Annotated in this window: 22 protein-coding genes; 13 read left to right on the top strand and 9 right to left on the bottom strand. The window is 52.3% G+C overall.

The genetic code is table 11. The features are described 5' to 3' along the window. Nucleotides 1-351: 351 nt before the first annotated feature. On the bottom strand, nt 352-1,173 hold the full coding sequence (locus tag QT397_24690) for an NRDE family protein (protein ID WNZ56001.1): 822 nt from the start codon (nt 1,171-1,173) through the stop codon (nt 352-354). Between the two features lie 88 nt (nt 1,174-1,261). On the opposite strand from QT397_24690, the gene lgt reads away from it, so the two are divergent. The 10 genes from lgt to QT397_24640 all read left to right on the top strand — a co-directional run bounded on the left by lgt (nt 1,262) and on the right by QT397_24640 (nt 9,822). Then, on the top strand, nt 1,262-2,113 hold the full coding sequence (gene lgt, locus QT397_24685; GenBank protein WNZ58595.1) for a prolipoprotein diacylglyceryl transferase: 852 nt from the start codon (nt 1,262-1,264) through the stop codon (nt 2,111-2,113). A 6-nt stretch (nt 2,114-2,119) separates the two neighbouring features. Then, nucleotides 2,120-2,953 (top strand): thymidylate synthase, encoded by an 834-nt coding sequence (locus tag QT397_24680; protein WNZ56000.1) that lies wholly within the window; start codon nt 2,120-2,122, stop codon nt 2,951-2,953. A gap of 9 nt (nt 2,954-2,962) precedes the next feature. After that, entirely contained in the window at nt 2,963-3,472 is a 510-nt protein-coding gene (locus QT397_24675; GenBank protein WNZ55999.1) for a dihydrofolate reductase, read from the top strand. 287 nt (nt 3,473-3,759) lie between these two features. Continuing rightward, nucleotides 3,760-4,542: a DUF3450 domain-containing protein gene (locus QT397_24670; protein ID WNZ55998.1), complete on the top strand. Its 783-nt coding sequence runs from the start codon at nt 3,760-3,762 to the stop codon at nt 4,540-4,542. Further along, nucleotides 4,539-5,909: a MotA/TolQ/ExbB proton channel family protein gene (locus QT397_24665; protein ID WNZ55997.1), complete on the top strand. Its 1,371-nt coding sequence runs from the start codon at nt 4,539-4,541 to the stop codon at nt 5,907-5,909. Before QT397_24670 ends, QT397_24665 begins: the two co-directional genes overlap by 4 nt. A gap of 14 nt (nt 5,910-5,923) precedes the next feature. Beyond that, nucleotides 5,924-6,451: a MotA/TolQ/ExbB proton channel family protein gene (locus tag QT397_24660; protein ID WNZ55996.1), complete on the top strand. Its 528-nt coding sequence runs from the start codon at nt 5,924-5,926 to the stop codon at nt 6,449-6,451. A 112-nt stretch (nt 6,452-6,563) separates the two neighbouring features. Then, on the top strand, nt 6,564-6,965 hold the full coding sequence (locus tag QT397_24655) for a biopolymer transporter ExbD (protein WNZ55995.1): 402 nt from the start codon (nt 6,564-6,566) through the stop codon (nt 6,963-6,965). 5 nt (nt 6,966-6,970) lie between these two features. Then, entirely contained in the window at nt 6,971-7,588 is a 618-nt protein-coding gene (locus QT397_24650) for an energy transducer TonB (GenBank protein ID WNZ55994.1), read from the top strand. 12 nt (nt 7,589-7,600) lie between these two features. Further along, nucleotides 7,601-8,953 (top strand): tetratricopeptide repeat protein, encoded by a 1,353-nt coding sequence (locus QT397_24645; protein WNZ55993.1) that lies wholly within the window; start codon nt 7,601-7,603, stop codon nt 8,951-8,953. Between the two features lie 224 nt (nt 8,954-9,177). Next, nucleotides 9,178-9,822, top strand: a complete 645-nt coding sequence (locus tag QT397_24640; protein WNZ55992.1) for a TonB family protein — start codon at nt 9,178-9,180, stop codon at nt 9,820-9,822. Nucleotides 9,823-9,863: 41 nt separating this feature from the next. Here the strand turns inward: QT397_24640 and ilvD are convergent, their stop codons facing one another. The 8 genes from ilvD to QT397_24600 all read right to left on the bottom strand — a co-directional run bounded on the left by ilvD (nt 9,864) and on the right by QT397_24600 (nt 19,184). Next, nucleotides 9,864-11,696 (bottom strand): dihydroxy-acid dehydratase, encoded by a 1,833-nt coding sequence (ilvD, locus tag QT397_24635; GenBank protein ID WNZ55991.1) that lies wholly within the window; start codon nt 11,694-11,696, stop codon nt 9,864-9,866. 127 nt (nt 11,697-11,823) lie between these two features. Beyond that, entirely contained in the window at nt 11,824-13,146 is a 1,323-nt protein-coding gene (gene argA, locus QT397_24630; GenBank protein ID WNZ55990.1) for an amino-acid N-acetyltransferase, read from the bottom strand. 59 nt (nt 13,147-13,205) lie between these two features. Further along, nucleotides 13,206-14,369: an acetylornithine deacetylase gene (gene argE / locus QT397_24625; protein WNZ55989.1), complete on the bottom strand. Its 1,164-nt coding sequence runs from the start codon at nt 14,367-14,369 to the stop codon at nt 13,206-13,208. Further along, complete coding sequence (locus QT397_24620; GenBank protein ID WNZ55988.1) at nt 14,347-14,682, bottom strand: hypothetical protein; 336 nt, start codon at nt 14,680-14,682, stop codon at nt 14,347-14,349. The genes argE and QT397_24620 overlap by 23 nt, the downstream gene beginning before the upstream one ends. Next, nucleotides 14,679-15,269, bottom strand: a complete 591-nt coding sequence (locus QT397_24615) for an EamA family transporter (GenBank protein ID WNZ55987.1) — start codon at nt 15,267-15,269, stop codon at nt 14,679-14,681. The genes QT397_24620 and QT397_24615 overlap by 4 nt, the downstream gene beginning before the upstream one ends. A gap of 107 nt (nt 15,270-15,376) precedes the next feature. Then, nucleotides 15,377-17,068: a thiamine pyrophosphate-binding protein gene (locus QT397_24610; protein ID WNZ55986.1), complete on the bottom strand. Its 1,692-nt coding sequence runs from the start codon at nt 17,066-17,068 to the stop codon at nt 15,377-15,379. A 153-nt stretch (nt 17,069-17,221) separates the two neighbouring features. Further along, nucleotides 17,222-18,496, bottom strand: a complete 1,275-nt coding sequence (locus tag QT397_24605; protein ID WNZ55985.1) for an inorganic phosphate transporter — start codon at nt 18,494-18,496, stop codon at nt 17,222-17,224. Nucleotides 18,497-18,506: 10 nt separating this feature from the next. Further along, nucleotides 18,507-19,184, bottom strand: coding sequence for a TIGR00153 family protein (locus tag QT397_24600; protein WNZ55984.1), 678 nt, complete (start codon nt 19,182-19,184; stop codon nt 18,507-18,509). A 146-nt stretch (nt 19,185-19,330) separates the two neighbouring features. Between QT397_24600 and QT397_24595 the strand changes: the two genes are divergently transcribed. The 3 genes from QT397_24595 to QT397_24585 all read left to right on the top strand — a co-directional run bounded on the left by QT397_24595 (nt 19,331) and on the right by QT397_24585 (nt 25,131). Continuing rightward, entirely contained in the window at nt 19,331-21,106 is a 1,776-nt protein-coding gene (locus QT397_24595; protein WNZ55983.1) for a GspE/PulE family protein, read from the top strand. A gap of 378 nt (nt 21,107-21,484) precedes the next feature. Then, on the top strand, nt 21,485-24,118 hold the full coding sequence (gene glnE, locus QT397_24590; GenBank protein WNZ55982.1) for a bifunctional [glutamate--ammonia ligase]-adenylyl-L-tyrosine phosphorylase/[glutamate--ammonia-ligase] adenylyltransferase: 2,634 nt from the start codon (nt 21,485-21,487) through the stop codon (nt 24,116-24,118). 59 nt (nt 24,119-24,177) lie between these two features. Continuing rightward, nucleotides 24,178-25,131, top strand: a complete 954-nt coding sequence (locus tag QT397_24585; GenBank protein ID WNZ55981.1) for a branched-chain amino acid transaminase — start codon at nt 24,178-24,180, stop codon at nt 25,129-25,131. Nucleotides 25,132-25,171 lie beyond the last annotated feature (40 nt).

Below are 25,171 nucleotides of genomic sequence, written 5' to 3'. Positions count from 1 at the left end.
TTCATACCTTCCCAACCTGTGGCGAGCCCATCCAGATACTCAGGGATATTATCGGTGACTCGCACGTGTCATGCGTCCCGCGCGACTTCCTTTTATTAAGACTGATGTCGGTGTCCTGCTTGCGCGAAACTCAACCAACTTCAGTCTGTGAAAGTAAGTATGGCAATAAATGCAAAATTTGCTTGGCGCTTCATTCTTTTTAGAGTAAGGATTTGTGAATGATGAGTTTTGCGCCAAATTTTTCGCTCATGGGTGAAAAAGGGGCGTGTTTACTGGGGCTTATTTGAATATGGTGCAGAGGCTTGCACAAAAAGTTATGCACAATTTCTCTGCCATTAGCATTGAGCCCGCTTAATTGGGCGACTGGGTAGTGAAGTAGCGCAGGGGTCCATTTTCATTGCCCTGTATAAAAGTCTGCTCCCAAAGTTGGCCACACCCCCTCTGGTCGATGGTGATCACGGTACTCGCGCGGGTGCCGTAACCTCCATTGCGAAGCATTGGTTCTGTCGCCGAGCTATCGGCATCAATTTGAATGAATATAGGAGAGAGCGCCCGCTCAATCTCCAGTGGTAGCCCGGTATGGGGGAGTTGTTGGTCCGGCGCGGGGGTGCGATCTTTGAGCAGTGCCAGTGCTGGCTCCACAAAGCTCTCGATTGTTACCAGTTGGTCGGCCGCAGGTATTATTTCTGCCAGCCCCGCTTTGCCCCTCTCCACCTTTGGCCAGGGTTCGTCCGGTGCGCCGTTGGAGATACCGTGAATACCCGGTTCAAACGTAAATGGCTTGTGCCGGTTTCCGGCACAGAAGAGAGTGTTTTGATTCTCAACATCAAACAGCAGGGCGTTAAAGCCCCGGTACTGCTGGGATTCCAGGTAGTGGATGAAAAGCTCAGGGCTAATTTGTTGGCTGAGGAATTTCTGCGGTATTTCCCCGCGGGATAGCGCTCCTACAGGTTCCGGTGTCCCAGGCTCCCGGATATTGGTTACAGCGGCGACCCGACCGGGGGAGACGCCGGCCCAGGTTCCCTGGGCTTCAAGGTCTCTACCCGCAATTAGCCCGGTCCCGGGCCAGCGCGCAGCTGAGGCGGCTGGCCTTTGATAGAACTCATCCCGATTGGCGATCAACAGCAGCGGGTATTTAGGGTGGCATTGATAGGCGAATAGCAGTAGACACATTGGGATGTTCCCTAGGGGCAAGCTGCCCTTCCACAGCGGGGGGCTTTACGACCATAATACGCCCTTTATTGGCAATCGCGATTCCCCCATGCTGACCTATCCCGAAATTGACCCGGTAGCCTTTGCAATAGGCCCCTTAAAAGTGCACTGGTATGGGCTGATGTACTTGGCTGGCTTTGTCGCGGCCTGGTGGTTGGCATTGCGCCGAAGTGCCAAACCCTGGTCGCCGGTTATTAAATCCGAAGTTGAGGACTTGATTCTCTACTGTGCCATTGGTGTCGTTATCGGTGGCCGCTTGGGGTACATGTTCTTTTATAACTTCCCCCAGTTGCTCGAAGACCCGATATCACTGATTCGGCTGTGGGAAGGGGGGATGAGCTTCCACGGCGGGCTGATTGGGGTAATGTTGGCCACGGCACTCTACGCGCGTAAAATTGGTACAACCTTCCCGGCTCTAATTGATTTCGTTGCTCCTCTGGTGCCCATCGGTCTTGGGCTTGGGCGGATCGGTAATTTTATTGGCCAGGAGCTTTGGGGGCGTGAAACTGAAGGCCCTTGGGGCATGGTCTTTCCAAAGGACCCGGACCTTCTGGTCCGGCACCCATCCCAGCTGTATCAAGCCTTCCTTGAGGGACTGGTTCTCTTTGCGCTGCTCTGGTGGTTCTCCAGTAAGCCGCGCCCTCGACTCGCGGTGGGTGGTATGTTCGTGATGCTCTACGGTGTATTCCGCTTCCTGGTGGAGTTTGTCAGGGAGCCCGATGGGCATATTGGTTTTGATTTATTTGGATGGATGACTCGTGGGCAGCTTTTGAGCCTGCCGATGATTATTGCCGGCATTGCATTGCTGGTGTGGAGTTATAAAACTCAGCCGCTTCCCGAGGGGCGAACTGAGCAGAAAGGTAAGAAAGCAGGGTCTTCCCGAGTTAAAGGCGGAGCATAGCAGTAGATGAAGCAGTATCTCGATCTAATGCGCCATGTGCGCGATAACGGCACCGCTAAAGGTGACCGCACCGGCACTGGTACTCTCAGTGTGTTTGGCTATCAAATGCGCTTTAATTTGGCGGAGGGTTTTCCGCTGATCACCACTAAAAAGTGCCATTTGCGCTCGATTATTCACGAACTTCTGTGGTTTTTGCAGGGGGATACCAATATCCGTTATCTGCAGGACAATAAGGTGCGGATTTGGGATGAGTGGGCGACAGAGGACGGTGATCTGGGCCCTGTATATGGCCATCAATGGCGCTCCTGGCCCACTTCTGATGGTCGCCAGATCGACCAAATTGAGCAGTTGGTACACCAGTTGAAAACCCGCCCGGACTCCCGGCGCCTGATGGTTAGCGCCTGGAACCCCGCGGATCTGCCAGATGAAGGTGTTTCACCTGCTGATAATGCCCGCGAAGGGCGCATGGCCCTGGCTCCCTGCCACGCCCTGTTCCAGTTCTATGTCGCTGATGGCAAGTTGTCCTGCCAGCTGTACCAGCGAAGCGCAGATATTTTCCTGGGGGTGCCTTTCAATATCGCCTCATACAGCCTGCTGACCCTTATGCTGGCACAGGTATGTGGTTTGCAGCCTGGCGACTTTATTCATACCTTTGGTGATGCTCACCTCTACTCGAACCATGTGGAGCAGGTCGAGCTGCAATTGCAGCGCGATCCACTGCCTCTGCCGCAAATGCACCTGAACCCAGAGGTCAAAGACCTGTTTTCTTTCCGTTTCGAGGACTTTGAGCTCAAGGGTTACGAAGCCTTTCCACATATTCCAGCACCTGTAGCGGTTTAAGGGGCAGTAATGACGGTTTCTATTGCTTTGATTGCGGCGGTTGCCCGCAATGGTGCTATCGGTAAGGACAATGAGCTCCCCTGGCGCATCTCTGGCGATCTGCAGTTTTTTAAGCGGACCACTATGGGAAAGCCTGTAGTAATGGGACGAAAGACCTTTGAGTCTATTGGTCGCCCACTTCCGGGGCGCGTAAATATTGTCATTACGCGTAATACCGATTGGGTTGCGGATGGCGTTGAGGTGGTCCAGTCTCTGGATAAAGCCCTGAGTCTGGCTCAAGAAAGCGCTAAAGACAGTGGGGCAAGCGAGGTGATGGTCATTGGTGGAGCACAAATTTACCGCCAGGCACTGCCACTGGCTGCCCGCTTATATGTCACCGAAGTTGACGCAAATATCGACGGGGATGCATACTTTCCCGACATGGATGACTCATGGGTCGAATCGGCACGAGAGTGTTACCCGGCCTCAGACAGGAATGAGTACAACTACTCATTAGTCCAATATGACAGATTTAAATAAAAACAATTTGATCAAAAGTTGATCGATCTGTTAAATTCTCCAACAGCTCGCACAGGGAACGTCGCCGCGAATGTGTGCATGTGACCCGGGAATGTTACCTAAGTGTTACCTTGCTACCCAAGCGGGCCGATGCTGGCAATCGGCATTTGAATAATCAAATCGGCTGTTTACAATGTGCGGCTCTTAGCTGTCTTCTAACCAATGTTTTTAAAACAAAAGGACACCGCGTTGTGGCAGCTATCTCATCGCGACCATGTTGTGAAATATTGAACCCACTGGGGGGTCTAATGAAAACCAAGCGATTCATGGCTGTGGCGCTGACCACTGCGCTGTCTGCTGGCGCGCTCTACGGCAGCGTAGCCACTGCGGATACTCTTGATAACGTACTCGCCGTCGGCCAGCAGAAAACCACTGCGGCCCAGGCATCGCAAAAGCGCATCGACAAGATTGCCGACGAAACCAGCAGCCTGCTGCAGGACTTCAAGGTGGTTAATAAAGAAATCGATGGTCTGCGCGTATACAACCGTCAGCTGGAAAAGCAGCTGGCCAACCAGCTCGAAGTTATCAATGAGCTGGACGAGTCCATTGCCAACGTTACTGTCATTGAACGTCAGATTCAGCCGCTGATTCTGCGTATGCTGGAAGGTCTGGAGCAGTTCATTGAGCTGGACGCACCGTTCAAGCTCGAAGAGCGTATGGCGAACCTCAATGGTGTTAAGAGCACCATGGACCGTTCCGATGTAAGTGTTGCGGAAAAATTCCGCCAGGTACTGGAGCTGTACAACTTCGAAGCGGAATACGCCCGTAAGATCGACTCTTACCGCGATACTCTGACCGTTGCTGGTCAGGAGCGCGAGGTGAGCGTTCTGCAAATCGGCCGTATCGCCCTGCTGGCTCAGACTACTGATGCAGAAATTGCCCTCGCATATGACAAAGCGCAAAAAGCGTGGGTTGAGATCGACGCTGGTGAATACCGCCGCGCTCTCATGAACGGTCTGAAAATTGCCAAGAAGCAGGCCACTATCGACATCATGACCATGCCGATTCCGGCTCCGGAGGCAGCGCAATGAAAACCTCTTTCGCCAAACGCGTTTTAATAGCGGCAGCAGCTGGTCTGATCAGCTTCTCCGCAGTTGCTCAAGAGAAGGCTGCTTCCCTGGACGACCTGCTGAAAATGGTTCAGCAGTCCAAAGTTGCCGAGTCCAAAGAACACAAGCAGCGTGAAGCTGAGTTCCGCCGTCAAAAGGCAAACCAGAATGCCCTGCTGAACCAAGCGAAGAATACTCGCACCGCTGAAGAGAAGCGTTCTGCTGACCTGGAAAAGAAATACCAGGAGCAGGAAGTCGCTGTTGATCAGAAGCGTCAGCAACTGGACCAGCGCCTGGGTTCCTTGAAGGAACTGTTCGGCCATATGTCCTCTACTGCTGCCGACCTGCGTGCCAATATCGGTTCCTCTCTGGTTTCCGCTCAATACCCTAACCGTACTGAGTTCATTGATGGCCTTCTGGGCAAAATGAACAGCGCTACTCAGCTGCCGACTATCGAAGAGATCGAGCGTCTGTGGTTTGAAATTCAGCGCGAAACGGTTGAATCCGGCAAGATCGTTAAGTTTAACGCGACCGTGATCAAGCCCAACGGTGAGCAGGCTGACCAGGAAGTGGTTCGTGTAGGTAACTTCAATCTGGTTTCCAATGGTAAATACCTGGAAATGAACAATGCCTACAAAATGGCTGAGCTGATTCGTCAGCCGGACGCCAAGTTCCAAGGCATGGCTGAAGCTCTGCAGGCTTCTACCAGTGGTTTCAGTGCCTTCGGTGTAGACCCAACTGGTCCTACCGGCGGCTCCTACCTGAAAGCCATGATCAATAGCCCGGATATCGTAGAGCGTTGGCACCAAGGTGGCATCGTGGGCTACATCATCTCCGCTGTTGGTGCCTTCGCGATGCTGCTGGCTATCTTCCGCCTGATCATTCTGACTGGCGTTGGCGCCAAAGTGAATGCACAGCTGCGCTCCTCTACTCCGAACACTAATAACCCACTGGGTCGTGTACTGGCTGTTGCAGAAGAGAACAAAGGTGTAGACGGTGAAACTCTCGAACTGAAGATGGAAGAAGCAGTACTGAAAGAGCGTCCGGCAATCGAATCCGGCCTCAACCTGCTGAAGATCATCGCGATGGTTGCTCCGCTGCTGGGTCTGCTGGGTACCGTTACCGGCATGATCATCACCTTCCAGGCGATCACTATCTTTGGTGCGGGCGATCCCAAGGCAATGGCCGGCGGTATTTCCTCAGCCCTGATTACCACTGTTCTCGGTCTGGTTGTGGCTATCCCAACCGTTCTGATGCACACCGTAGTTAATGGTCGTGCCAAGCGTGTCCTGCACATTCTGGAAGAGCAGAGTGCTGGTATCGTGGCAGAAAACGCCGAGCGCAAATAAGAGGAGGCGGCAACATGCACGCATTAAATGACGCATGGGCCGCCGTCAACGCCTTTATGGCGTCGGGCGGGCCAGTACTGTTCCTGATCGCCGGCCTGACCTTCTTTATGTGGACGCTGATTTTTGAACGTGTTTTCTACTTTAACAAAGGGTTGAAAAGTGACGTTCAAGGTGCGGTAGACCAATGGGAGGGGCGCGGTGAGCGCAAATCCTGGGCTTCGCACCAGATCCGTTATGCGATGATTTCCCGGGTATCCGAGAAAATTCAGGACAATATGGACATGATCCAAGCCTGTGTCGCCCTGGCTCCTCTGTTTGGGCTGTTGGGTACGGTTTGGGGCATGATCAATGTGTTTGATGTTCTCGCGATTACAGGTGGTGGTGACGCCAAGCAGATGGCCAGTGGTGTATCCATGGCAACTATCCCGACAATGGCGGGTATGGTTGCGGCGCTGTCAGGCGTATTTGCCAACACTTACCTTGCCCGTAAAGCTGAGCGTGAAACCCAGCTGCTGGAAGATCATCTGACGATGGATCACTAAGCATACACCAGTTAATAAGCCTGCTTATTTACTGTGAAGGTTTAGCCAAGCCAGATACTTTCGCCGGGGGCTCCCTGAGCCCCCGCTGGAAAAGTTCGCTAAGAGAGTTGCTATGAGCAAAAGACAAAATACGGCAGAAGAGGAAGCCGGCGCAATTGACCTCACGCCCATGCTGGACGTGGTGTTTATCATGCTGATCTTCTTTATCGTCACCGCGACCTTTATCAAGGAGCCGGGTGCTGATATTGAGAAGCCGGAATCGACGACCGCTGAACTCAAGGCCGCCTCTATCCTGGTAGCGATCAACGACAGTGACGAGGTTTGGATTGCTAAAGAGAAGGTTGATGAGCGCCAGGTACGAATTGTCCTGGAGCGCCTCTACTCGGAAAACCCGAAAGGGTGGTTGGTAATTCAGCCCGATAAGGGAGCAAGCATTGAGAAGATTGCCCTGATTGCGGAAGCAGCCAGGAAGATTGGTATCAAGAAAGTTTCCGTCGCTACAGAGAAGAGTTAACAGCTATGAACCCGGTAAGACTTCTTGGGGCAGGTACATTGGCATTGGCCACTACCTTTGGCCTCATCTTCACCATGCATCAGCTGATCGCGGCAAACATGGGTGCTCCAGAGGATACTCCGGAGTACAAAGTTGCCGATGTGGTGATGCCTGATACGAAGATTGAAACACAGTACGACACCGCCAAGCCGGTAAAACCAGATGAGCCTGAGGCTCCGCCACCGGAGATGCCGGAGCCTGATTTTGAGGAGCCGGATCTTGATGGCAGCATCAATATCGCTGCTCCCTCTGCGGGTGGCAACGTTAAGCTGTCTGGTTTCAGCTTTGGTGAAGGTGACTATCTTCCAATCGTAAAAGTACAGCCGCAGTATCCCCGTCGCGCTCTACAGCGCGGTATGGAAGGTTATGTAATCGTTGAGTACACCGTTACAACAAACGGTTCAGTACGCGATCCGATCGTAATTGAGGCTTTTACGCTGCAAGGTAAGCCTACAACGGTTTTCAATCGGTCTGCCCTGAAGTCCGCATTGAAGTACAAGTACAAGCCGCGGGTAGTCGATGGCAAGCCGACCGAAGTTCCTAATGTTAGGACCAAGATCAGCTTTAACATGGCTAAGGACTAAAGGGGAAGCACTATGAAGTTGACGACCATAACTAAAGGTTTGTCCAAGTTCGCTCTGCGCACCTCAGTGGCGCTACCCTTGGTTCTTGCACCGACGGTCAGCGTCACAGTGTTAGAAGCTGTCGGCATGTCAGCGCCGTTCGCTTCAGCACAAGCGCAGGAAGAAAAAAAACCGAGCAAGCAAAAAACCCGTAAAGTTCCGGCTATGCGTGAAGCTGCGTACAAGAAGCTGGAAAAAGCTCAAGAGGCTGCAGATGCAGAGGATTGGGCGGGTGCTCTTGCAGCGCTGAAAGAGATGGATGCAAGCAAGAAGCGGTACAACGGCTACGAAGTTGCCCAAATGTACAACTTCTTCGGTGTTGTTTATTACAGCACTGAAAACTATAAAGAGGCGATCCCTTACTTTAAAAAGGTACTGGCCCAGGGTGAGAAAAACCTGCCGGTAGCATTGGAAGTGGGCACCCTGTTTACACTTGCCCAGCTGTACTTCGTAACTGAGGATTACAAGCAGGCGATTAACTACTTGAACCAGTGGTTTAAAGTTTCTGATCGTATCACTGCTGACTCCTATGCACTGCGTGCTCAGGCTTACAACCAGATTGGCAATCAGGATAAGGCTCTCGCGGATATCAATATAGCGGTATCCATGTTTGAAAAAGAGGGCAAGATACCGAAGGAAGGTTGGTTCGGCTTACAGCAGTATGTTTACTTCGAGCGCGGAGACTACCCGAAAGTAGCTGCCGTTCTAGAAAAACTGGTGCAGTACTACCCGAAGCCAGCGTATTACAAAACCCTTGGTGCAGTATACGGTGAACTGAAGCGCGATAAGGATCAGCTGCACATGATGGAAGCAGCTTACCTTGCCGGAGCTTTGGAAAAGGATAAAGACCTGCTAAATATGGGGTATCTCTTTATGGGGCATGAAATGCCTTATAAAGGAGCTAAAGTGATTGCCAGGGGTATCCAAGATAAGAAGATCCCACGCACAGCTAAAAACCTGGAAACTCTAGCTCAGGCCTACCAGATGTCACAAGAGCTGCAGAAAGCTATTCCCCAGTTGGAAGCGGCAGCACAGCTTTCTGATAAAGGTGAGATCTATTCGCGCCTGGCTGGTATTTACCTGGACCTGGATCAGAACGAGAAAGCCCTTTCTATGGGTAAGAAAGCTCTGGCCAAAGGTGGTATCAAGCGTGTTGATCAGCTGCATATCGTAATGGGTATGGCGAATGCCAACCTTAAGCGTTATGACGCAGCTTTAAAGAGCCTCAAGCTTGCACGTAAAGATGAGCGCTCAGAGAAGTTCGCCAATCAGTGGATTTCCTTTGTTGAAGGTGAAAAGGAGCGTGAAGAGCAGCTGGCAATTTAAAACCAGTTAACTCTTTAACCCCTTAAAAGCCACGCAGAAATGCGTGGCTTTTTTTATACGTGTTTGTTTGTGAGTTCCGGCACAAAATTTTGAGATAACCTGTATTAACAGACTATTTGCATTTTTTTGTAAATTAGCTAATGATAAAAGGTAGCTGATCAGCTTTTCCATTTTCGGCACAAGGATGCCGCTTATTGCACCCTAACAATAATAGGAGAGGTGTTATGGATAGAGCTTGTCAGTCAATTCCCAACTCCGTGTTTTTCCCCCAGCATTTACTTGCAGGCTACGTGAAGGGCCTGGGATATGCTGCCGTGACAACAGTGGGGCTGCTCTTTTTGATGAGTCAGCTGGTGGCAACTGATATTGAAGAGCCAGCAGTTGAGTTGTTGCCACAGATTAAATCGGTACATATGCCGAAAAAGGTGATTGTTACCGAAAATTATGAGGCACCTACACCACCACAAACAGTCATTGAACAGCCGAATATGCGAGTTGAGCAGACTGAAGTCTTGCCGGTTAAGCTGAATATTCAAATAGGCTCTCCAACACCAGTCTCTGAAACTGGGATGAAGGTATCGCAAGATCCTTTGCCTGTGTACAAAGCTGCACCGCGATATCCTAGTGCCGCTTTGCGCAGGGGAATTGAAGGATATGTTGTTGTAGAGTTTACAGTGACAAAAACAGGGGCAGTGCGAGATGCCCGTGTTGTTGGTGGTTATGACTCTAATGGTAACCCAACCCGTGTATTCGATCGTTCTGCGATAGCTGCGGCAGAAAGGTTTAAGTATCGGCCTCAAATGGAAGCTGGCCAGCCAGTGGAGCGCTACGGGGTACGCAATCGAATCAGTTACAAAATAGCGGAATAAAAAACGGCCCTTAGGGGCCGTTCTTTTTAGAGCAGTTTTAATCAGTCAATTTCCCTTACCGCCCCGCGGTCTGCACTGGTGGCAAGCATGGCATAGGCTTTCAGTGCCTTGCTGACTTTGCGAGGGCGCTTTTCGATTGGCTTCCAGCCATTGGGATTTTTTTCCATTTCCCTGCATCGCTTATCGAGTTCACTTTCCTCAATAGCGATTTCAATTTTCCTCCCTGGAATGTCAATACGTATAAGGTCTCCATTGCGAACCAGAGCGATGTTACCTCCAGAAGCTGCCTCAGGTGAAACATGTCCGATAGAGAGGCCCGAAGTACCGCCTGAGAAGCGGCCATCGGTAATCAATGCGCAGTGCTCACCGAGTCCTTTGGATTTTAAATAACTAGTGGGGTAAAGCATCTCTTGCATACCAGGTCCACCTTTAGGACCCTCATAGCGGACGATAACAGCCTCACCTTTACTGACCTTCCCTTCGAGGATATTGGAAACCGCCTCTTCCTGGCTTTCTACTACGTGGGCGGGGCCTTCGAATTTCCACAGCGACTCATCGACGCCGGAAGTCTTCACTACACAGCCATTGGGGGCCAGGTTACCAAAGAGAACGGCGAGCCCTCCCTCAGAGGAGTAGGCGTGCTCAGCAGAACGGATACAGCCACGCTGGCGGTCTGCATCTAAAGTGGACCAGCGGCATTCCTGGCTGAAAGCTGTTTGGGTGGGAATGCCTGCGGGGCCCGCGCGATAGAATTCCAGTACAGATTGGTCGTCCGTGCGGCAAATATCCCAGCGTGCCAGGGCATCGGCGAGCGAACCACCGTAGGCGGTTGGTAGTGAAGAGTCGATAAGACCTGCGGCCTCCAACTCCCCGAGGATAGCCATTACACCGCCGGCGCGGTGTACATCTTCTATATGGTATTTCTCGGTATTGGGGGCAACTTTGCACAGCTGTGGAACCTCACGGGAGAGGCTGTCGATATCTTCCAGGGTGAAGTCAATCTCACCTTCCTGAGCGGTTGCCAGCAGGTGCAGGATGGTATTAGTGGAGCCTCCCATGGCGATATCGAGTGCCATGGCATTGCGGAAGGCTGTGCGGTTGGCGATGTTGCGCGGCAGGGCAGTTTCGTCATCCTGCTCATAGTAGCGTTTGGTCAGGGTTACGATCTCGCGGCCAGCGCGGAGGAATAGCTCCTTGCGGTCGGCGTGGGTCGCTAGCATGGTGCCGTTACCAGGGAGTGAAAGCCCCAGGGCCTCGGTCAGGCAGTTCATGGAGTTCGCTGTAAACATACCTGAGCAGGAGCCACAGGTCGGGCATGCAGAGCGCTCATACTCAGCAACTTCCTCGTCGGAGGCCGTATCTGTAGCGGCGATCACCATAGCATCTACTAAGTCGAGCTTGTGGTCAGCCAGTTTGGTTTTGCCGGCCTCCATCGGGCCACCGGAGACAAAGATAACTGGAATGTTCACGCGCATGGCTGCCATCATCATTCCCGGTGTGATCTTGTCACAGTTGGAGATACAAACCAGGGCGTCGGCACAGTGGGCATTGACCATGTACTCCACTGAGTCAGCGATAATTTCGCGGCTGGGCAGGCTATAGAGCATGCCGTCGTGACCCATTGCGATACCGTCATCCACAGCGATCGTATTGAACTCCTTGGCCACGCCGCCGGCGCGTTCAATCTCCCTTGCGACAAGCTGACCCATATCTTTTAGGTGTACGTGTCCAGGGACAAACTGGGTAAAAGAGTTTGCGATGGCAATGATTGGCTTATGGAAGTCCTCGTCCGTCATACCGGTGGCACGCCACAAGGCGCGGGCTCCGGCCATATTGCGACCGGCGGTAGAGGTGCGGGAGCGGTATTGGGGCATAGTCACAGATTCCAGCTGGCAACAATGAATGCGCCAGCTTAGCAAAAAACGGACTTTCCTGGGATGTTTTTGCGCTCAAACTACCCATTAAAGGAGTATTAAGGATGGATATTTCAAATTTCTATGACTAAGTGGACTGACTTTTCCCCAGGCGTTTACGCAGGATTCTCGAATTGCGCTGAATGTTGTACAGGGACTTTCGCGCGGTAGGCAGCTCACTGATACCGACTTGCTCAAAGCCCTGCTCGATAAACCAGTGCTCTGTCTGGGTGGTGAGGACGTAGAGCTCATCAACCTGGACTGTTTGCGCCTGTCTCTCAAGGTGGCGCATCAGCTTGGCACCACGCCCTCCACCGCGAAATTCCGGGTGGCTTGCAAGGCAGGCAACTTCGGCTGCTGTGGTAGTACCCTTATCATCCTTAATGGGATACAGAGCTGCACAGGCAACTGGAGTACCATCCACTTCCACAAGCGTGAAGTGTTCAATTTCTGCCTCGAGCTTCTCGCGGGAGCGCCGTACCAAAACGCCATCTTTCTCTAACGGGCGGATCAGTCCAAGAATGCCGCCCACATCGGTAATTCGCGCTCTGCGCACAACTTCGTAGCTGTCCCGGTAAATCATGGTACCGGCCCCTTCACGGCGGAACAGCTCCTGAATTAAGGCGCCGTTTTTACAAAAGCTAAGTAGGTGTGTACGGGCGATCCCTGCATTACAGGCTCGAATGGCGCAGCGCAGGGTTGCGCTTTGCACTTTGGGTGAAACCTGCTCTGCCTGCAAAATACTTAACTCGTGTACCGGATTTCCGTCCACTTGAAGTTGCTCAGGTTCGCGGAATAGCACTAGTTTCTCGGCGCGCAAAACTCTGGAAGCCTCAGCGGCCAGATCCAGGTAATTGATATTGAAAAGCTCCCCGGTCAGGGATGTGCCCAGGGGAGAAAGGAGCACCAGGGAACCCTGATCCAGGTTTTGCTCCAGAGTGCTGGTGTCCATGCGCCGTACGGTGCCGGTCCAGCCCAGGTCCACGCCATCGAGCACGCCACTGGGGCGGGCGGTAACAAAATTGCCTGAGACCACCTTGAGGGCCGAACGCGCCATCGGTGAGTCTGGCAGTCCCTGGGAAAAAGCAGCTTCAATATCGAAGCGCAGTTTGCCCACGACGGACTTAACAATTTCCAATGTCTCTCGATTGGTAATACGCTGGTTCTCGTGAAACCGATTTTCTATGCCGCGCTCATCCAGGGCTCGATTAATTTGTTCCCGCGCGCCGTGCACAACAACCAAGCGAACCCCAAGGCTGGCGAGCAGCGCCATATCGTGTACTAGATTGCGGAAATTGGCGTGCTCTAAAGCGTCGCCGGGGATACCAATTACTAAAGTGCGACCGCGGAGGTCGTTGATGTAAGGTGCCGCGTGGCGAAACCAGTTCAGGGAGGCGTTATCGTCGCTCACTAATTCTTACCGTGTGCAAGTCTTGTGGTGTTAAAGCCCCGGAGGCTGTCGCAGGCAGATTAAAGGCAAAAGCGGCCAATCAAGTCGCGCAGAATGTTGACCATAGGGTTGATACGATCCAGGGCGAGAAATTCATCCGGCTGATGAGCTTGGTCAATATCGCCGGGGCCGAGCACGATAGTGTCAATATTCAAACTCTTCAAGTAGGGTGCTTCAGTACCAAAGGCAACACTTTCAGCGGGATGGCCACAAAGTTGTTCTGCAACTTTTACTAACTCTGAATGGGCATCCTGTTCAAAGGGCGCAGTGCCAGGGAATAAAGAGGCCACTTCCACCTGAATTTTATTGTCTTGTGGAATGGTAAGGATACGTTTGTTTAGTTCTTCCCGCAGGTCCGTAAGCTGCATTCCTGGCAACGGGCGAATATCAAACTGGAGTTCTGTGTGGCCGCAGATCCGATTGGGATTGTCACCCCCATGGATACAGCCTAAGTTCATCGTGGGTACTGGAACGGCGAATCCGGGGTTGTTGTATTTTTGCTGCCACTTTTTTCGCAGTGTTAATAGCTCACCGATAACTTTATGCATGGCCTCGAGCGCGTTGGCCCCCAATCTGGGATCTGATGAGTGGCCGGATTGCCCGGTAATACGCACAGCTTCCATCATAACGCCTTTGTGCATACGTATCGGGCGAAGCCCGGTGGGCTCACCAATTACCGCATAGCGCGCTTGGGGTTTGCCAGCCTGCACCAGGGCGCGGGCACCACTCATACTTGTTTCTTCATCGGCTGTTGCCAAAACAATCAGTGGTTTTTGTAGAGGCTTGTCGAGAAAAGTCTGCACAGCCTCAATAACCAGAGGGAAAAAACCCTTCATATCACTGGTGCCGAGACCGTATAAGCGGTTGTCGCGCTCTAAAACCTTAAAGGGGTCCGATTGCCAGCGCCCCGCATCAAAGGGGACTGTATCAGTATGTCCGGATAGAACGAGCCCGCCTTTATCACCACTTTTACCGCCGAGAGTAGCAATCATATTGGCTTTGTTGGGAGAGCCCTTTAAAGGCATTATCTCTACATTGAAACCAAGTCCTTCCAACCATTCACCCAGTAGTTCAACCACCGGGCGGTTACCCATATCCAGGGAAGGATCGGTTGCACTGACACTGGGGCAGGCAATCAGTTGATGTAATTGGGTCTTCAGGTCAGGTACTGCGATACTCGCCATGGTGACTTTCCCTACTCTTGTTGCGCCATTCATTCAAGATAACAGCGGCTCCGATCAGTCCTCCCCCAAGGGCGAGACGGGTTAGATCGGCATCCCGATTCCAGATTAACAGATTTACCAACAAGCCAACGGGAATCAGTGCATTATTCATTGCGGCCAGGGTACCAGTAGAGACCTGCGTAGCACCCTTGTTCCACAAAAAGTATCCCAGACCTGATGCCACCAATCCCAACCAGAGTAGAACACCCCATTGCTGTGAGCCCTGTGGGTACTGCGGTTTCCCAAGCAGGAGCCAGGCAATAACAGTGATCAAGCTGGCGCCGATAAAAAACCAAGCGAAGGTTTGCCTCGGGGGAGGCCTTGCTCGACGGACATCAGACGCTTGTAGGTTACCTGTCCCACAGCAAAACATAGGTTGGCACCCTGGACGACTGCAAATCCAATCCAGAAGTCGCTACTGGGGGAGTCCCAGCGAATAGTGGCGGCTCCCAATACAGCTACGGCTGCGATAGTGAGGTTCCAGACAGAAAAGTGCCTATTAAGGAAGTCCTCAAGGGCGGTGATATAAAGAGGGGTGAAAATAGTAAATAGCAGTACCTCGGGGACACTGAGCAGTAAGAATGACTGGTAGTAAAACAAATACATCAGCCCCAGTTGTACAGCGCCGATCACAATTAAACGGATCGCGGTGCGGAGAGGGCAAGCCTTCCATTTCAGCATGGGTAGAAATACCGCTGTGGCAAGGAGAACCCGTGTCATTGCTGAAAAATAACTATCCACCTGTCCGGCCAGGTAGACGCCTATCAAACTGAAGGAAAAGGCCCACAGAAGAGTGACAAACAACAGTAATGGCATCTGGATAAATTCGCAGGCAGCAGTAAATTGGTGGGGCAGGCCCAAGTTATGACTCCGAATACTACTGTTGCTTGTAATAAATAGATATGGATTTGGAGTTCCAAATCTATTTTTAGAGTTAGCTTGGTTTTTCAAGCAAGGTGAGGGAATAATTAAACACTGCGGCTTGGGCGGCTATTGTTCCTAGCTACCTGGTTTCCCCATCTAAGCAAATTTACGTTGCAATCATTGCGATCGATAATTACTTCTATCAGGCAAAGTCCATCGTGCTTTAGGGCATCTTTTATTGCTTTATCCAGCTCCCCCTCAGTGGTGACTTTACAACCCCAGGCGCGACCCTCTCCTGCACTGAAAACCTCGACTAACTGCGCGTACTCCCAGTTTTTAATATTGTTGTAGGGCCCATCGTGAATTTCTACTTCAATGGTGTAGCCACCGTTATTTATCAAAAAAATAATTGGATTAACGTTGTAGCGGATCATTGTGGAGATTTCCTGGGCGGTCAGTTGGAAAGACCCATCCCCAATACAGGCGATCATGCGCCCTTTTCCCATACCCAAGCTATAACCGAGAGTTGCTCCTACAGACCAGCCGATACTCCCATATTGCATTTGTATTTCGAAGCGGGCTCCATCTGGTAGCGATAGTTCCATACCGTTAAACCAGGAGTCCCCGGTTTCCACTAGCAGGGCGGTATCGCTTTCAAGCACTTTTTGGATTCGGGCAAACAGTTGTCGAATCGTTAAAGCATCGCCTCGCTTGCCTGGTTGTGGGATATGTTTTGGACTACTGACCCGGCGGTAGGCTTTTACTGCACCGTTATTGGGGTTGAGCTTATTGACCAGGGCTTCCAATAAGTCATTCATATGGACATTGCTGTAACAGGTATCTCCCAGTTGTACAGATGCTGGTAATGCAATAACGGTCTTGCTTTTGTCGAAGCATAGTTGGTGCCCGGTAGTGGTGTAATCGGTAAATATTGGGCCGGCAAAGAGCAGTGCATCGGCGGTATCAACAATTTCACTGCACCCCGGTGTACTGACTGGTCCCCAGTACATACCCATAAAATTGTCGTGAGTCTCTGAAAGCAGTCCCTTGGCATCGGCCATACAGGCTACACCGTAGCTGCTGCTCGCAGCTAGTTCCCGCAGGGATTCCTCAGCAGAGGCTGCACGTACTTTTCCCCCGGCAATCAACACTGGCCGTTCGGCAGCATTGAGGAATGCGGCAATATGCTCTACCGCAGCAGAGAGGGAATCCGGGTCACTAGTGGCGCTACGTGCAAATCCACGGGGGATAGGGGCCGATGTAGGTGCATTAGCAATATTGGCTGCAATTTCGATGTAGACCGGTTTACGCCGCAGCATGGCGGTATCAATTGCTCTGTCTATCGCTGCAGGAGCGAGGGATGGATGGTGGATAACCACGGTTTCGGCTGTTACCCGCGAATAGATTTCGCTCTGGTAGCTGTAATCGACCTTACCTAAAGTGTGATGCAAATACTCCCACTCAGCCTCAGAGTTCGTATTTGGTCCGCCAGAGATTGCAATTAAAGGGAGGTCTTCGGCAAAAGCACCGGCTACTGCATTAATCATGCTGAGGCCGCCGACGGAGAAGGTGACTACTGCCGCTGAGGGGCCACCGGTTGCGCGGGCATAGCCGTCGGCGGCATAGCCTGCATTTAGCTCGTTACAGCAGCTGATCATTTTGAGATCTGGGTGGAGTAGTAATTGATCCAGTAACACCAGATTGTAATCGCCAGGCAAGGCGAAGTAGTGCTCTATGCCTGCGTCTTTTAATCTTTGTGCCAGGTAGGTTCCCACTGTCCAGTTGCTAACAGTCATGTAATTTACACGAGTGAATTGAAGTTGAGGCGCAATCCTTAAGTGCCAGATATCTGTTTTGCTACTGGCACAGCTTAGTTGAGAATGGGGTGAGTGAGAGACATAAAAAAAGGGGCCTGGGCCCCTTTTTGATTTATCAATGATTCTACAGCTCTAGCCGAACAAGCCCTTAAAGAAGTAGAAGAACAAGATCGCAATACCAGCACCCGCCGGCAAGGTGACTACCCAGGAGGCGGCGATAGTGGTGATCATACGCAGGTTCAGTGCGCCAATACCCCGCGCCAGGCCAACACCCAATACCGCGCCCACCAGAGTGTGAGTCGTGGAGATTGGCAGGCCGGTACCAGAAGCCAGTACGACGGTGGAGGCTGCACCCAGTTCGGCTGCGAAGCCACGGCTCGGTGTCAGCTCGGTGATCTTCTTACCGATAGTGGCCATTACCTTAAAGCCGTATGTCGCCAGGCCCACCACGATACCGATACCGCCGAGCAGCAATATCCAGGAAGGCATAGTGGATTTAACGGTGATAGCGCCGCTCTGGATGGTATTAACTACGGCAGCCAGAGGACCAACGGCGTTGGCGACATCGTTGGAGCCGTGAGCGAAGGCCATGGCACAGGCGGTGAAGACCATCAGGATCGCAAATACGCGCTCGACGTTGGCGAAACGGTTTTCAGCTTCAGCTGCCGGGTCGCGCTGGACGCGCTTGAGCATGGTGACACCGATACCGGCGACAGCAAGGCCCACCAGGGCGGCGATACCGGCATCCTGGATAAAGCTGAGCTGGATATTGGCATCTTTAAGAACGTGCTTGAGGCCCTTGGTGAGGGTCACCATGGCAATCATCCAGCCCACTGCAAACATGTAGAAGGGGATGTAGCGCTTGGCATTGTTGAAGGGGTCTTCCGTGTCTAGGATCAGGCGCTGGACACTGCGGAATAACAGGAAAGATAGGGTGCCCGCGAGAACCGGGGAGACCACCCAGCTAGCCACGATACTGCCCACTTTACCCCAGGCCACTGCATCTGGGGATATACCTACCGCAGAGAAGCCGACAATTGCGCCGACAATAGAGTGGGTGGTGGATACCGGCCAGCCGAGAATACTGGCTACCAGCAGCCAGGTGCCGGCCGCCAGCAGTGCCGAAAGCATGCCGTATACCAGCAGCTGCGGTTGGGCAGCGAAAACTTCAGAATCGATAATGCCTTTGCGGATGGTTGCGGTAACCTCCCCGCCTGCCAAGTAGGCGCCGGCAAATTCAAAGATCATGGCGATAACAATCGCCTGCTTGATAGTCAGTGCACGGGAACCTACGGAGGTACCCATGGCGTTGGCTACGTCGTTGGCACCGACGCCCCAGGCCATAAAGAAGCCTGCCACACAGGCCAAAATCAATAATATATGGCCGTATTGACTAATAATTTCCACGCCAAACCCCCTAACGTGCTAACAACAACTGCAATCGGTTGCCCACGCTGTGGGCGCGATCGGCGAGTTCACCGATCCATTCAATAACCCGGTAGAGGAACATAACGTCCACCGGAGGTAAGTCTTTCTCAATAGCAAACAGCGACGCGCGAATTTCGACTTCAAGCTTGTCTGACTTGCGCTCCAGTTCATCCAGCTCCTCGGTCATGCGTTTGGCGATATCCACCTCGCGCCCGGCAAAGCCGCTTTCGAGCAACTCGTCCAGCTCGTTGATAGCGCGCAGTGCCTGTGCAGAGGTGGCTACAGCACTCTCTACAAAGGTGGCCATCAAGGATTGGAGAGGTGCGGGAATCTGCATCTTCCTGCCTACAGCCAGCCCAGCGATATCCTGGGCAGTGTTGGCTACCTCATCCTGGGCATGCAGCAATTCCAGCAAGTCGGTCCTCGACACAGGCATAAACAGGCTGTCTGGCAGATGCAGGCGCAGGTCTCTCTTGATATCGTCAGCGCGGTTCTCCGAAGCGGAGATGCGCAGTTGGATCTGTTCTGCCTCTTTGAGGTCACCTTTAATCAGTGCTTCAAAGAAGGGGATCAGGTCAGCCGATGCCTCGTGGGCCGTAGCCATATGCTTCTCGATTGGCTTAATCGGAGAGCGGCCAAATAAGTTGGCAATATTCGACAGGGCCATGGTTAGCTCCATTGCTCAGAATGCGAAAACGGCGGCATGGTACCCCAATCGGGGCAACTTCGTAACAGTGCGTTAACAGCGCACTTTCACAGCTTGATGATAGGGCTACAATGCAACGTCGCCATATGAGAATAAAGGGGTTGCCAATGGCAGAGAGTAGAGTTGCAGACCGCATACTGGAACTGCGCGGATTACTGGAAGATTTGGTGGGGCAGGGCTTTGTTAGCCGAGAGGATGCCAACCGTATTGTCGGGACCCCGCGGACAGCAGAGCAGGCCCAGATGCACCCGCTCAGCTATATCGCCAGTTGTGACCTGGCCAACCGCAAGCAACCGGGTAGTCTGCTCAATAGTGAAATCCTTAGCGCCTGGTTAGCGGAGAGCTCCTCCCACCCCTTGTATCATATTGATCCTCTGAAGGTTAATGTGAGCGCTGTCACCGAGGTGATGAGCTTCCAATTTGCCAAGCGACACCAAATTCTCTGTGTTGAGGCGAGTACCGAAGAACTTCTGGTGGCGACAGCTCAACCGTTTAACCATGGTTGGGAGGAGCAGCTGGAACATACCACTGGCCGCAGAGTACGCCGTGTGGTGGCTGATCCGGCCGATATCAAACGACACTGCGTCGAGTTTTACTCCCTTTCCAATTCAATCTCTGGTGCAAGCGGCCTTCAGGGAACCTCAGCGGCAAATAATTTTGAACAGTTGCTGGAGTTGGGCGCCTTAAAGGACCCTGAAGCTAACGATCAACACATCGTCAATATCGTCGATTGGTTGTTGCAGCACGCCTTTGATCAGCGTGCCAGTGATATCCATATTGAACCGCGCCGGGAAGTGGGACGTATTCGCTTTCGTATTGATGGTGTACTGCATCCAATCCATGAGTTACCAGATCAAGTGAATGCTGCGGTTACCAGTCGCCTGAAAATTCTAGGGCGCATGAATGTGGCGGAGAAGCGCAAACCCCAGGATGGCCGCATCAAGACAAAAAGGCCCGACGGCAGCGAAGTGGAGTTGCGCCTCTCCACTCTTCCCACAGCCTTTGGCGAGAAGCTGGTAATGCGGATCTTCGATCCAGAGGTTCTCGCGCGATCTTATTCCGATCTGGGACTGGCTGGTGATGACTTGGCTCGCTGGCAGGCGATGCTGTCACGACCCAATGGTATCGTACTGGTCACCGGCCCTACCGGTTCGGGTAAAACCACCACTTTGTATACTGGTCTTAAGCAGTTGGCCACCAGTGCAGTGAATGTTTCCACGGTTGAAGATCCTATCGAAATGGTGGAAGAGAGCTTTAACCAAACCCAGGTTCACCACTCGATTGGCTTTGATTTTGCTGCAGGTATCAGAACCCTGATGCGTCAGGACCCCGATATCATCATGGTTGGTGAAATTCGTGACCTGGAAACCGCTCAGATGGCGGTTCAAGCGGCACTGACAGGCCACCTGGTTATCTCAACCCTGCATACTAATGACGCTCCAACAGCGGTTACCCGCTTATTGGATCTGGGCTTGCCGCATTATTTATTGAAGTCCACCATTCTCGGGGTGATGGCCCAGCGCTTGGTACGGACACTATGTCCCAGTTGCAAGCAGGAGGACAAAATTGAAGAGGCCGATTGGCAGTCTCTGGTGAAACCCTGGAGAGCGCCGTTGCCGGAGAAAGTCTACCGGCCGGAAGGTTGCCTGGAATGTCGTAATACGGGCTATCGTGGGCGTCAGGGAATTTATGAAATCCTGCCATTTAGCGAGTCGGTACAAGCTATTGTCACCTCCGATTGTGATCTACAGCAACTGCGGCGCCAGGCGATGCGCGAAGGTATGAATAGTCTGAGGCTTTCCGGTGCGAAAAAAGTAGCGGCGGGTTTGACCACTGTGGCAGAGGTATTGAGGGTGGCCCCACCGCCGGATATCGCTTTCTAGCTTGGGTGGCCTCTCTGAGATAACTGTTTGAAGATGTAGAGGCCAGTGAAGTGACCTTATAGGAGGGCTTGCTCGGCCACTCATCATTATCCGATACCACCGCTAGCTATCGGAATGCCGATAGCTAGGCAGAATTGCCCGCTGATATTCGCACCAAGGATTGACCCTCATGTTTGACAACATTCCGTGCCCAAAACCCATCCGCGCTCAACTTCAGTCGCTTTGGCATGACTGGTGTGAACTGACGGAGGCCGCGCTTGTTGTTGAGGTGGAAAGTTTGCTGTCAGATTCACGGCTTGCTCAAGGAGTGGCCCGGAGTTTTATCGGTTCAGAATTTTTTATCAACAGTGCTGTCGCCGCCCAGAGTTTTTCCGGGATTTGTTACTTAAACAAGATCTTGGGCTCTCCCTGCCGATCATAGGAAGTGATGAGGAACTGGATCTTCAATTGCGTTTATTGCGTAACCGGGTAACGGCTGAAGTCATATTTCGCGATTTTGCCGGCCAGTGGGATATTCCCCAGGCATGTCTGCGGCTCAGTGAATTGGCTGAGCTATCCATTCGTACGGCGATGCAATGGCACCATGAGAAATTAGTTGAGCGCTATGGCGAGCCTCGTAGTATAGCTGGCGATAGTCAGTCGATGGTGGTGTTGGGAATGGGCAAATTGGGAGCCCGGGAACTCAATCTTTCATCGGATATCGATCTGATTTTTGCTTACCCAGAGCCCGGTTATACCGATGGTGGAAAGAGCATAGAGAATCAGCAGTTTTTCCAAAAGCTTGGCCAGCGCTTGATTAAATCATTGGATGGAATCAATGCGGATGGTTTTGTCTTCCGTGTAGATATGCGTTTGCGCCCCTACGGTGACAGTGGCCCCTTGGTAAGCCATTTCGCCGCTCTGGAGGACTATTACCAGACTCAAGGGCGTGAGTGGGAGCGCTACGCCATGGTCAAAGCTCGCCCTGTTGCCGGCAGGGAGGAGTTTGCTGAAGAGTTGATGGAGCTGTTGCGCCCATTTACTTATCGCCGCTATATCGATTTCAGTGCTATTGATGCTTTGCGTGAAATGAAAGCCCTGATACAGCGGCAAGTGCGCGCTCGCGGTTTAACGGACAATATCAAACTTGGGCGGGGCGGCATACGCGAGTTGGAATTTATTGCCCAGGCATTCCAGTTAATTCGCGGAGGGCGCGAACCCGCGCTGCGCGAGCGCAGCTTGCTCAAGCTACTGCCCCTCTTGGAAAGTGATGGCCATGTTGAACCGGGAGTGGCCAGTGAACTGACCAGTTGTTATTTGCTATTGCGGAGAGTTGAACACGCACTTCAAGCTTACCGGGATCAGCAGACACAGGCGCTCCCAGCTGAGGAGGGTGAAAGGGAAAAATTGGCATTTGCCCTGGGCCGCGACAATTGGGTGCAATTGGAGATTGAGCTGATCGATGTTCGTTCCTTAGTTGAGCGGGAGTTCGATACTGTAATCGCTCCACCAGAGGAGATGGCCGCCCCCAGTGTGGCTGAAGAGTGGCAGGGACTCTGGGCAAGTTGCGCCGATGAAACTGCGAATGAAGAGAATTTGCAGATTTTGGAAAGTGCAGGGTTTCTTCCTCCACCGCAGGCACTCGAGCACTTAAAGGAGCTGTGCCAGTCAACAATGGTTGCGGCACTACCTGCTTCTTCCCGTGCGCGCCTGGACCAATTTATGCCTACGCTACTGGCCGCAGCAGGGTTACAGGCTGATCCCTTGTTAGTGCTAACCCGTGTTTTACCTTTAGTGCGCTCAGTACTGCGTCGCAGTGCCTATCTCGTCCTGATTAATGAAAATCCCCCCGTGCTCAACCAGCTGGTGCGCCTCTGTAGTGCCAGTCCATGGATTGCTGAGCAACTTGCGCGCCACCCAATTCTGCTGGATGAGTTGCTGGATTCCCGCAGGTTACTGGCACCCTCTACTGCGGCAGATATTGCTAATGAGCTGCGTCTCGAGTTGTTGCGGATTGATCCTGAAGATCTGGAATTGCAAATGGAGGCGCTTCGATATTTTAAACAGAGTCAAAGCCTGCGCATTGCGGCACAGGAGGTGAATGGTGCCCTGCCTTTGATGAAAGTCAGTGATTCTCTTACCTGGTTGGCAGAGGCGATATTACAGCAGTCATTGCAACTCGCCTGGGCACAGATGGTGGATAAATACGGCATGCCTGCGGGGGCCTCGGCAGAGGATATGCACTTTGCCATTATCGCCTATGGAAAGCTGGGGGGATTGGAGCTTGGCCACGGTTCTGACTTGGATATTGTTTTTGTGCACGATGCGGATGCGATGCAGGTTACCGACGGTAAAACCAGTATTGATAACCTGAGTTTTTTTACCCGACTAGCACAGCGACTTATCCACATATTGCAAACCCGTACACTCAGCGGGCCTCTTTATGAGGTAGACACAAGACTGCGCCCCTCGGGTAATTCAGGACTCTTGGTGACTTCATTGGCTGCCTTTGAAAAATACCAGAGGGAGAGTGCCTGGACCTGGGAGCATCAGGCGCTGGTGAGAGCTCGATCTGTCGCCGGTAGCCTCCGCCTGAGTGAGTCGTTTCAACAGTTGCGTACGAAATTGCTTTGCCAGTCGCGAAAGAGCGATAAATTGCGTGATGAGGTGGTGGAAATGCGCAATAAAATGCGTGCGCACCTCGATAAGAGCAACGATAAAAAGTTTGATCTAAAGCACGGTGAGGGCGGTATTGTCGATATTGAATTTATGGTTCAATATGCTGCTCTGGCCTGGGCAAAAACTTCGCCCTCGATCGTGCGGTATACCGATAATATTCGCATTCTCGAAAGTCTAATTGACGCAGGCCTGATGCCGGCCCAACAAGCCGGACATCTGATCGACGCCTACAAAGCCTACCGATCTGAAGGTCATCGCCTGGCACTACAACAACTGCCAGGGATTGTGAGCGATGACCAATTCACAGCGGAAAGAAAGACCGTTCAAACAAACTGGCAGCAATTACTCGGTTAACACCGGGTTTCTACCTGCTGCCCGATTAAACTGTTTTTCAGGATTTGTAGGAGTTACCCATGTCTTTTGCCGACCGCGACGGCGTTATCTGGTTTGATGGTGAATTGGTTCCCTGGCGCGATGCCCGGGTGCATGTCCTCACTCATACCCTGCACTATGGAATGGGGGTGTTTGAAGGCGTACGGGCTTATGAAACCGGTAACGGCACCAGTATCTTTCGTTTGCAAGAGCACACCCGTCGGTTGTTTCGCTCTGCAAAAATAATGAATATCCCAATGCCCTATAGCACTGATGAGCTGAATGAAGCTCAGCGGCTTGTGGTGCGCGAAAATAACCTGCGCCAAGCGTATCTAAGGCCAATGGTATTTTACGGGTCAGAGGGAATGGGGTTGCGCGCGGAAAATCTTTCAACCCATGTGATTGTCGCTTCCTGGGAGTGGCCCAGCTATATGAGCCCCGAGGCGCTGGAGCAGGGGATTAAGGTGAATACCTCCTCATACACCCGACACCATGTGAATATCAGCATGTGTAAGGCGAAAGCCAATGGTAACTATATAAACTCGATGTTGGCGTTACAGGAGGCGGTGCGCAATGGGTGCGAGGAGGCGTTATTACTGGACCCCGAGGGTTATGTTGCTGAGGGTAGTGGAGAAAATGTCTTCATTGTTCGCGATGGGACTATATATACCCCGGAGTTGACTTCATGCCTGGATGGAATTACCCGCGATACAGTTATTGAGCTGGCACGGGAGTGCGGCTATAGGGTGCTAGAGAAGCGTATCACTCGGGATGAAGTCTATATCGCTGACGAAGCGTTTTTTACTGGCACAGCGGCGGAAGTATTGCCCATTAGTGAATTGGATGGGCGTTCTATCGGCAGTGGTCGTCGCGGCCCTATCACAGGGCGTTTGCAAAACCTTTATTTTGATGTGGTACATGGGCGTAGTGCCGCGCATCGGGGCTGGCTCAGTGATGTGGCGGGCCAGGCGGAAGTAAAAATGCGAATAGCATGACGGAAAATAAAAACCCGGCAGATGCCGGGTTTTTATTTTA

Origin of the sequence: Microbulbifer sp. MKSA007, from assembly GCA_032615215.1 — a bacterium.
Lineage (GTDB): Bacteria > Pseudomonadota > Gammaproteobacteria > Pseudomonadales > Cellvibrionaceae > Microbulbifer.
Note: the sequence above shows the minus strand (reverse complement) of the source record. Positions and strands in the feature narration are given on the sequence as shown.

Excerpts from the sequence above, each read along its gene's own strand:
- QT397_24660 (WNZ55996.1), top strand. The coding sequence starts at position 5,924 with ATGCACGCATTAAATGACGCATGGGCCGCCGTCAACGCCTTTATGGCG.
- QT397_24650 (WNZ55994.1), top strand. The coding sequence starts at position 6,971 with ATGAACCCGGTAAGACTTCTTGGGGCAGGTACATTGGCATTGGCCACT.
- QT397_24680 (WNZ56000.1), top strand. The coding sequence starts at position 2,120 with ATGAAGCAGTATCTCGATCTAATGCGCCATGTGCGCGATAACGGCACC.
- QT397_24675 (WNZ55999.1), top strand. The coding sequence starts at position 2,963 with ATGACGGTTTCTATTGCTTTGATTGCGGCGGTTGCCCGCAATGGTGCT.
- ilvD (WNZ55991.1), bottom strand. The coding sequence starts at position 11,696 with ATGCCCCAATACCGCTCCCGCACCTCTACCGCCGGTCGCAATATGGCC.
- lgt (WNZ58595.1), top strand. The coding sequence starts at position 1,262 with ATGCTGACCTATCCCGAAATTGACCCGGTAGCCTTTGCAATAGGCCCC.
- QT397_24585 (WNZ55981.1), top strand. The coding sequence starts at position 24,178 with ATGTCTTTTGCCGACCGCGACGGCGTTATCTGGTTTGATGGTGAATTG.
- QT397_24645 (WNZ55993.1), top strand. The coding sequence starts at position 7,601 with ATGAAGTTGACGACCATAACTAAAGGTTTGTCCAAGTTCGCTCTGCGC.
- QT397_24640 (WNZ55992.1), top strand. The coding sequence starts at position 9,178 with ATGGATAGAGCTTGTCAGTCAATTCCCAACTCCGTGTTTTTCCCCCAG.
- QT397_24600 (WNZ55984.1), bottom strand. The coding sequence starts at position 19,184 with ATGGCCCTGTCGAATATTGCCAACTTATTTGGCCGCTCTCCGATTAAG.
- QT397_24665 (WNZ55997.1), top strand. The coding sequence starts at position 4,539 with ATGAAAACCTCTTTCGCCAAACGCGTTTTAATAGCGGCAGCAGCTGGT.
- QT397_24690 (WNZ56001.1), bottom strand. The coding sequence starts at position 1,173 with ATGTGTCTACTGCTATTCGCCTATCAATGCCACCCTAAATACCCGCTG.
- QT397_24655 (WNZ55995.1), top strand. The coding sequence starts at position 6,564 with ATGAGCAAAAGACAAAATACGGCAGAAGAGGAAGCCGGCGCAATTGAC.
- QT397_24595 (WNZ55983.1), top strand. The coding sequence starts at position 19,331 with ATGGCAGAGAGTAGAGTTGCAGACCGCATACTGGAACTGCGCGGATTA.
- argE (WNZ55989.1), bottom strand. The coding sequence starts at position 14,369 with ATGGCGAGTATCGCAGTACCTGACCTGAAGACCCAATTACATCAACTG.
- QT397_24610 (WNZ55986.1), bottom strand. The coding sequence starts at position 17,068 with ATGACTGTTAGCAACTGGACAGTGGGAACCTACCTGGCACAAAGATTA.
- QT397_24670 (WNZ55998.1), top strand. The coding sequence starts at position 3,760 with ATGAAAACCAAGCGATTCATGGCTGTGGCGCTGACCACTGCGCTGTCT.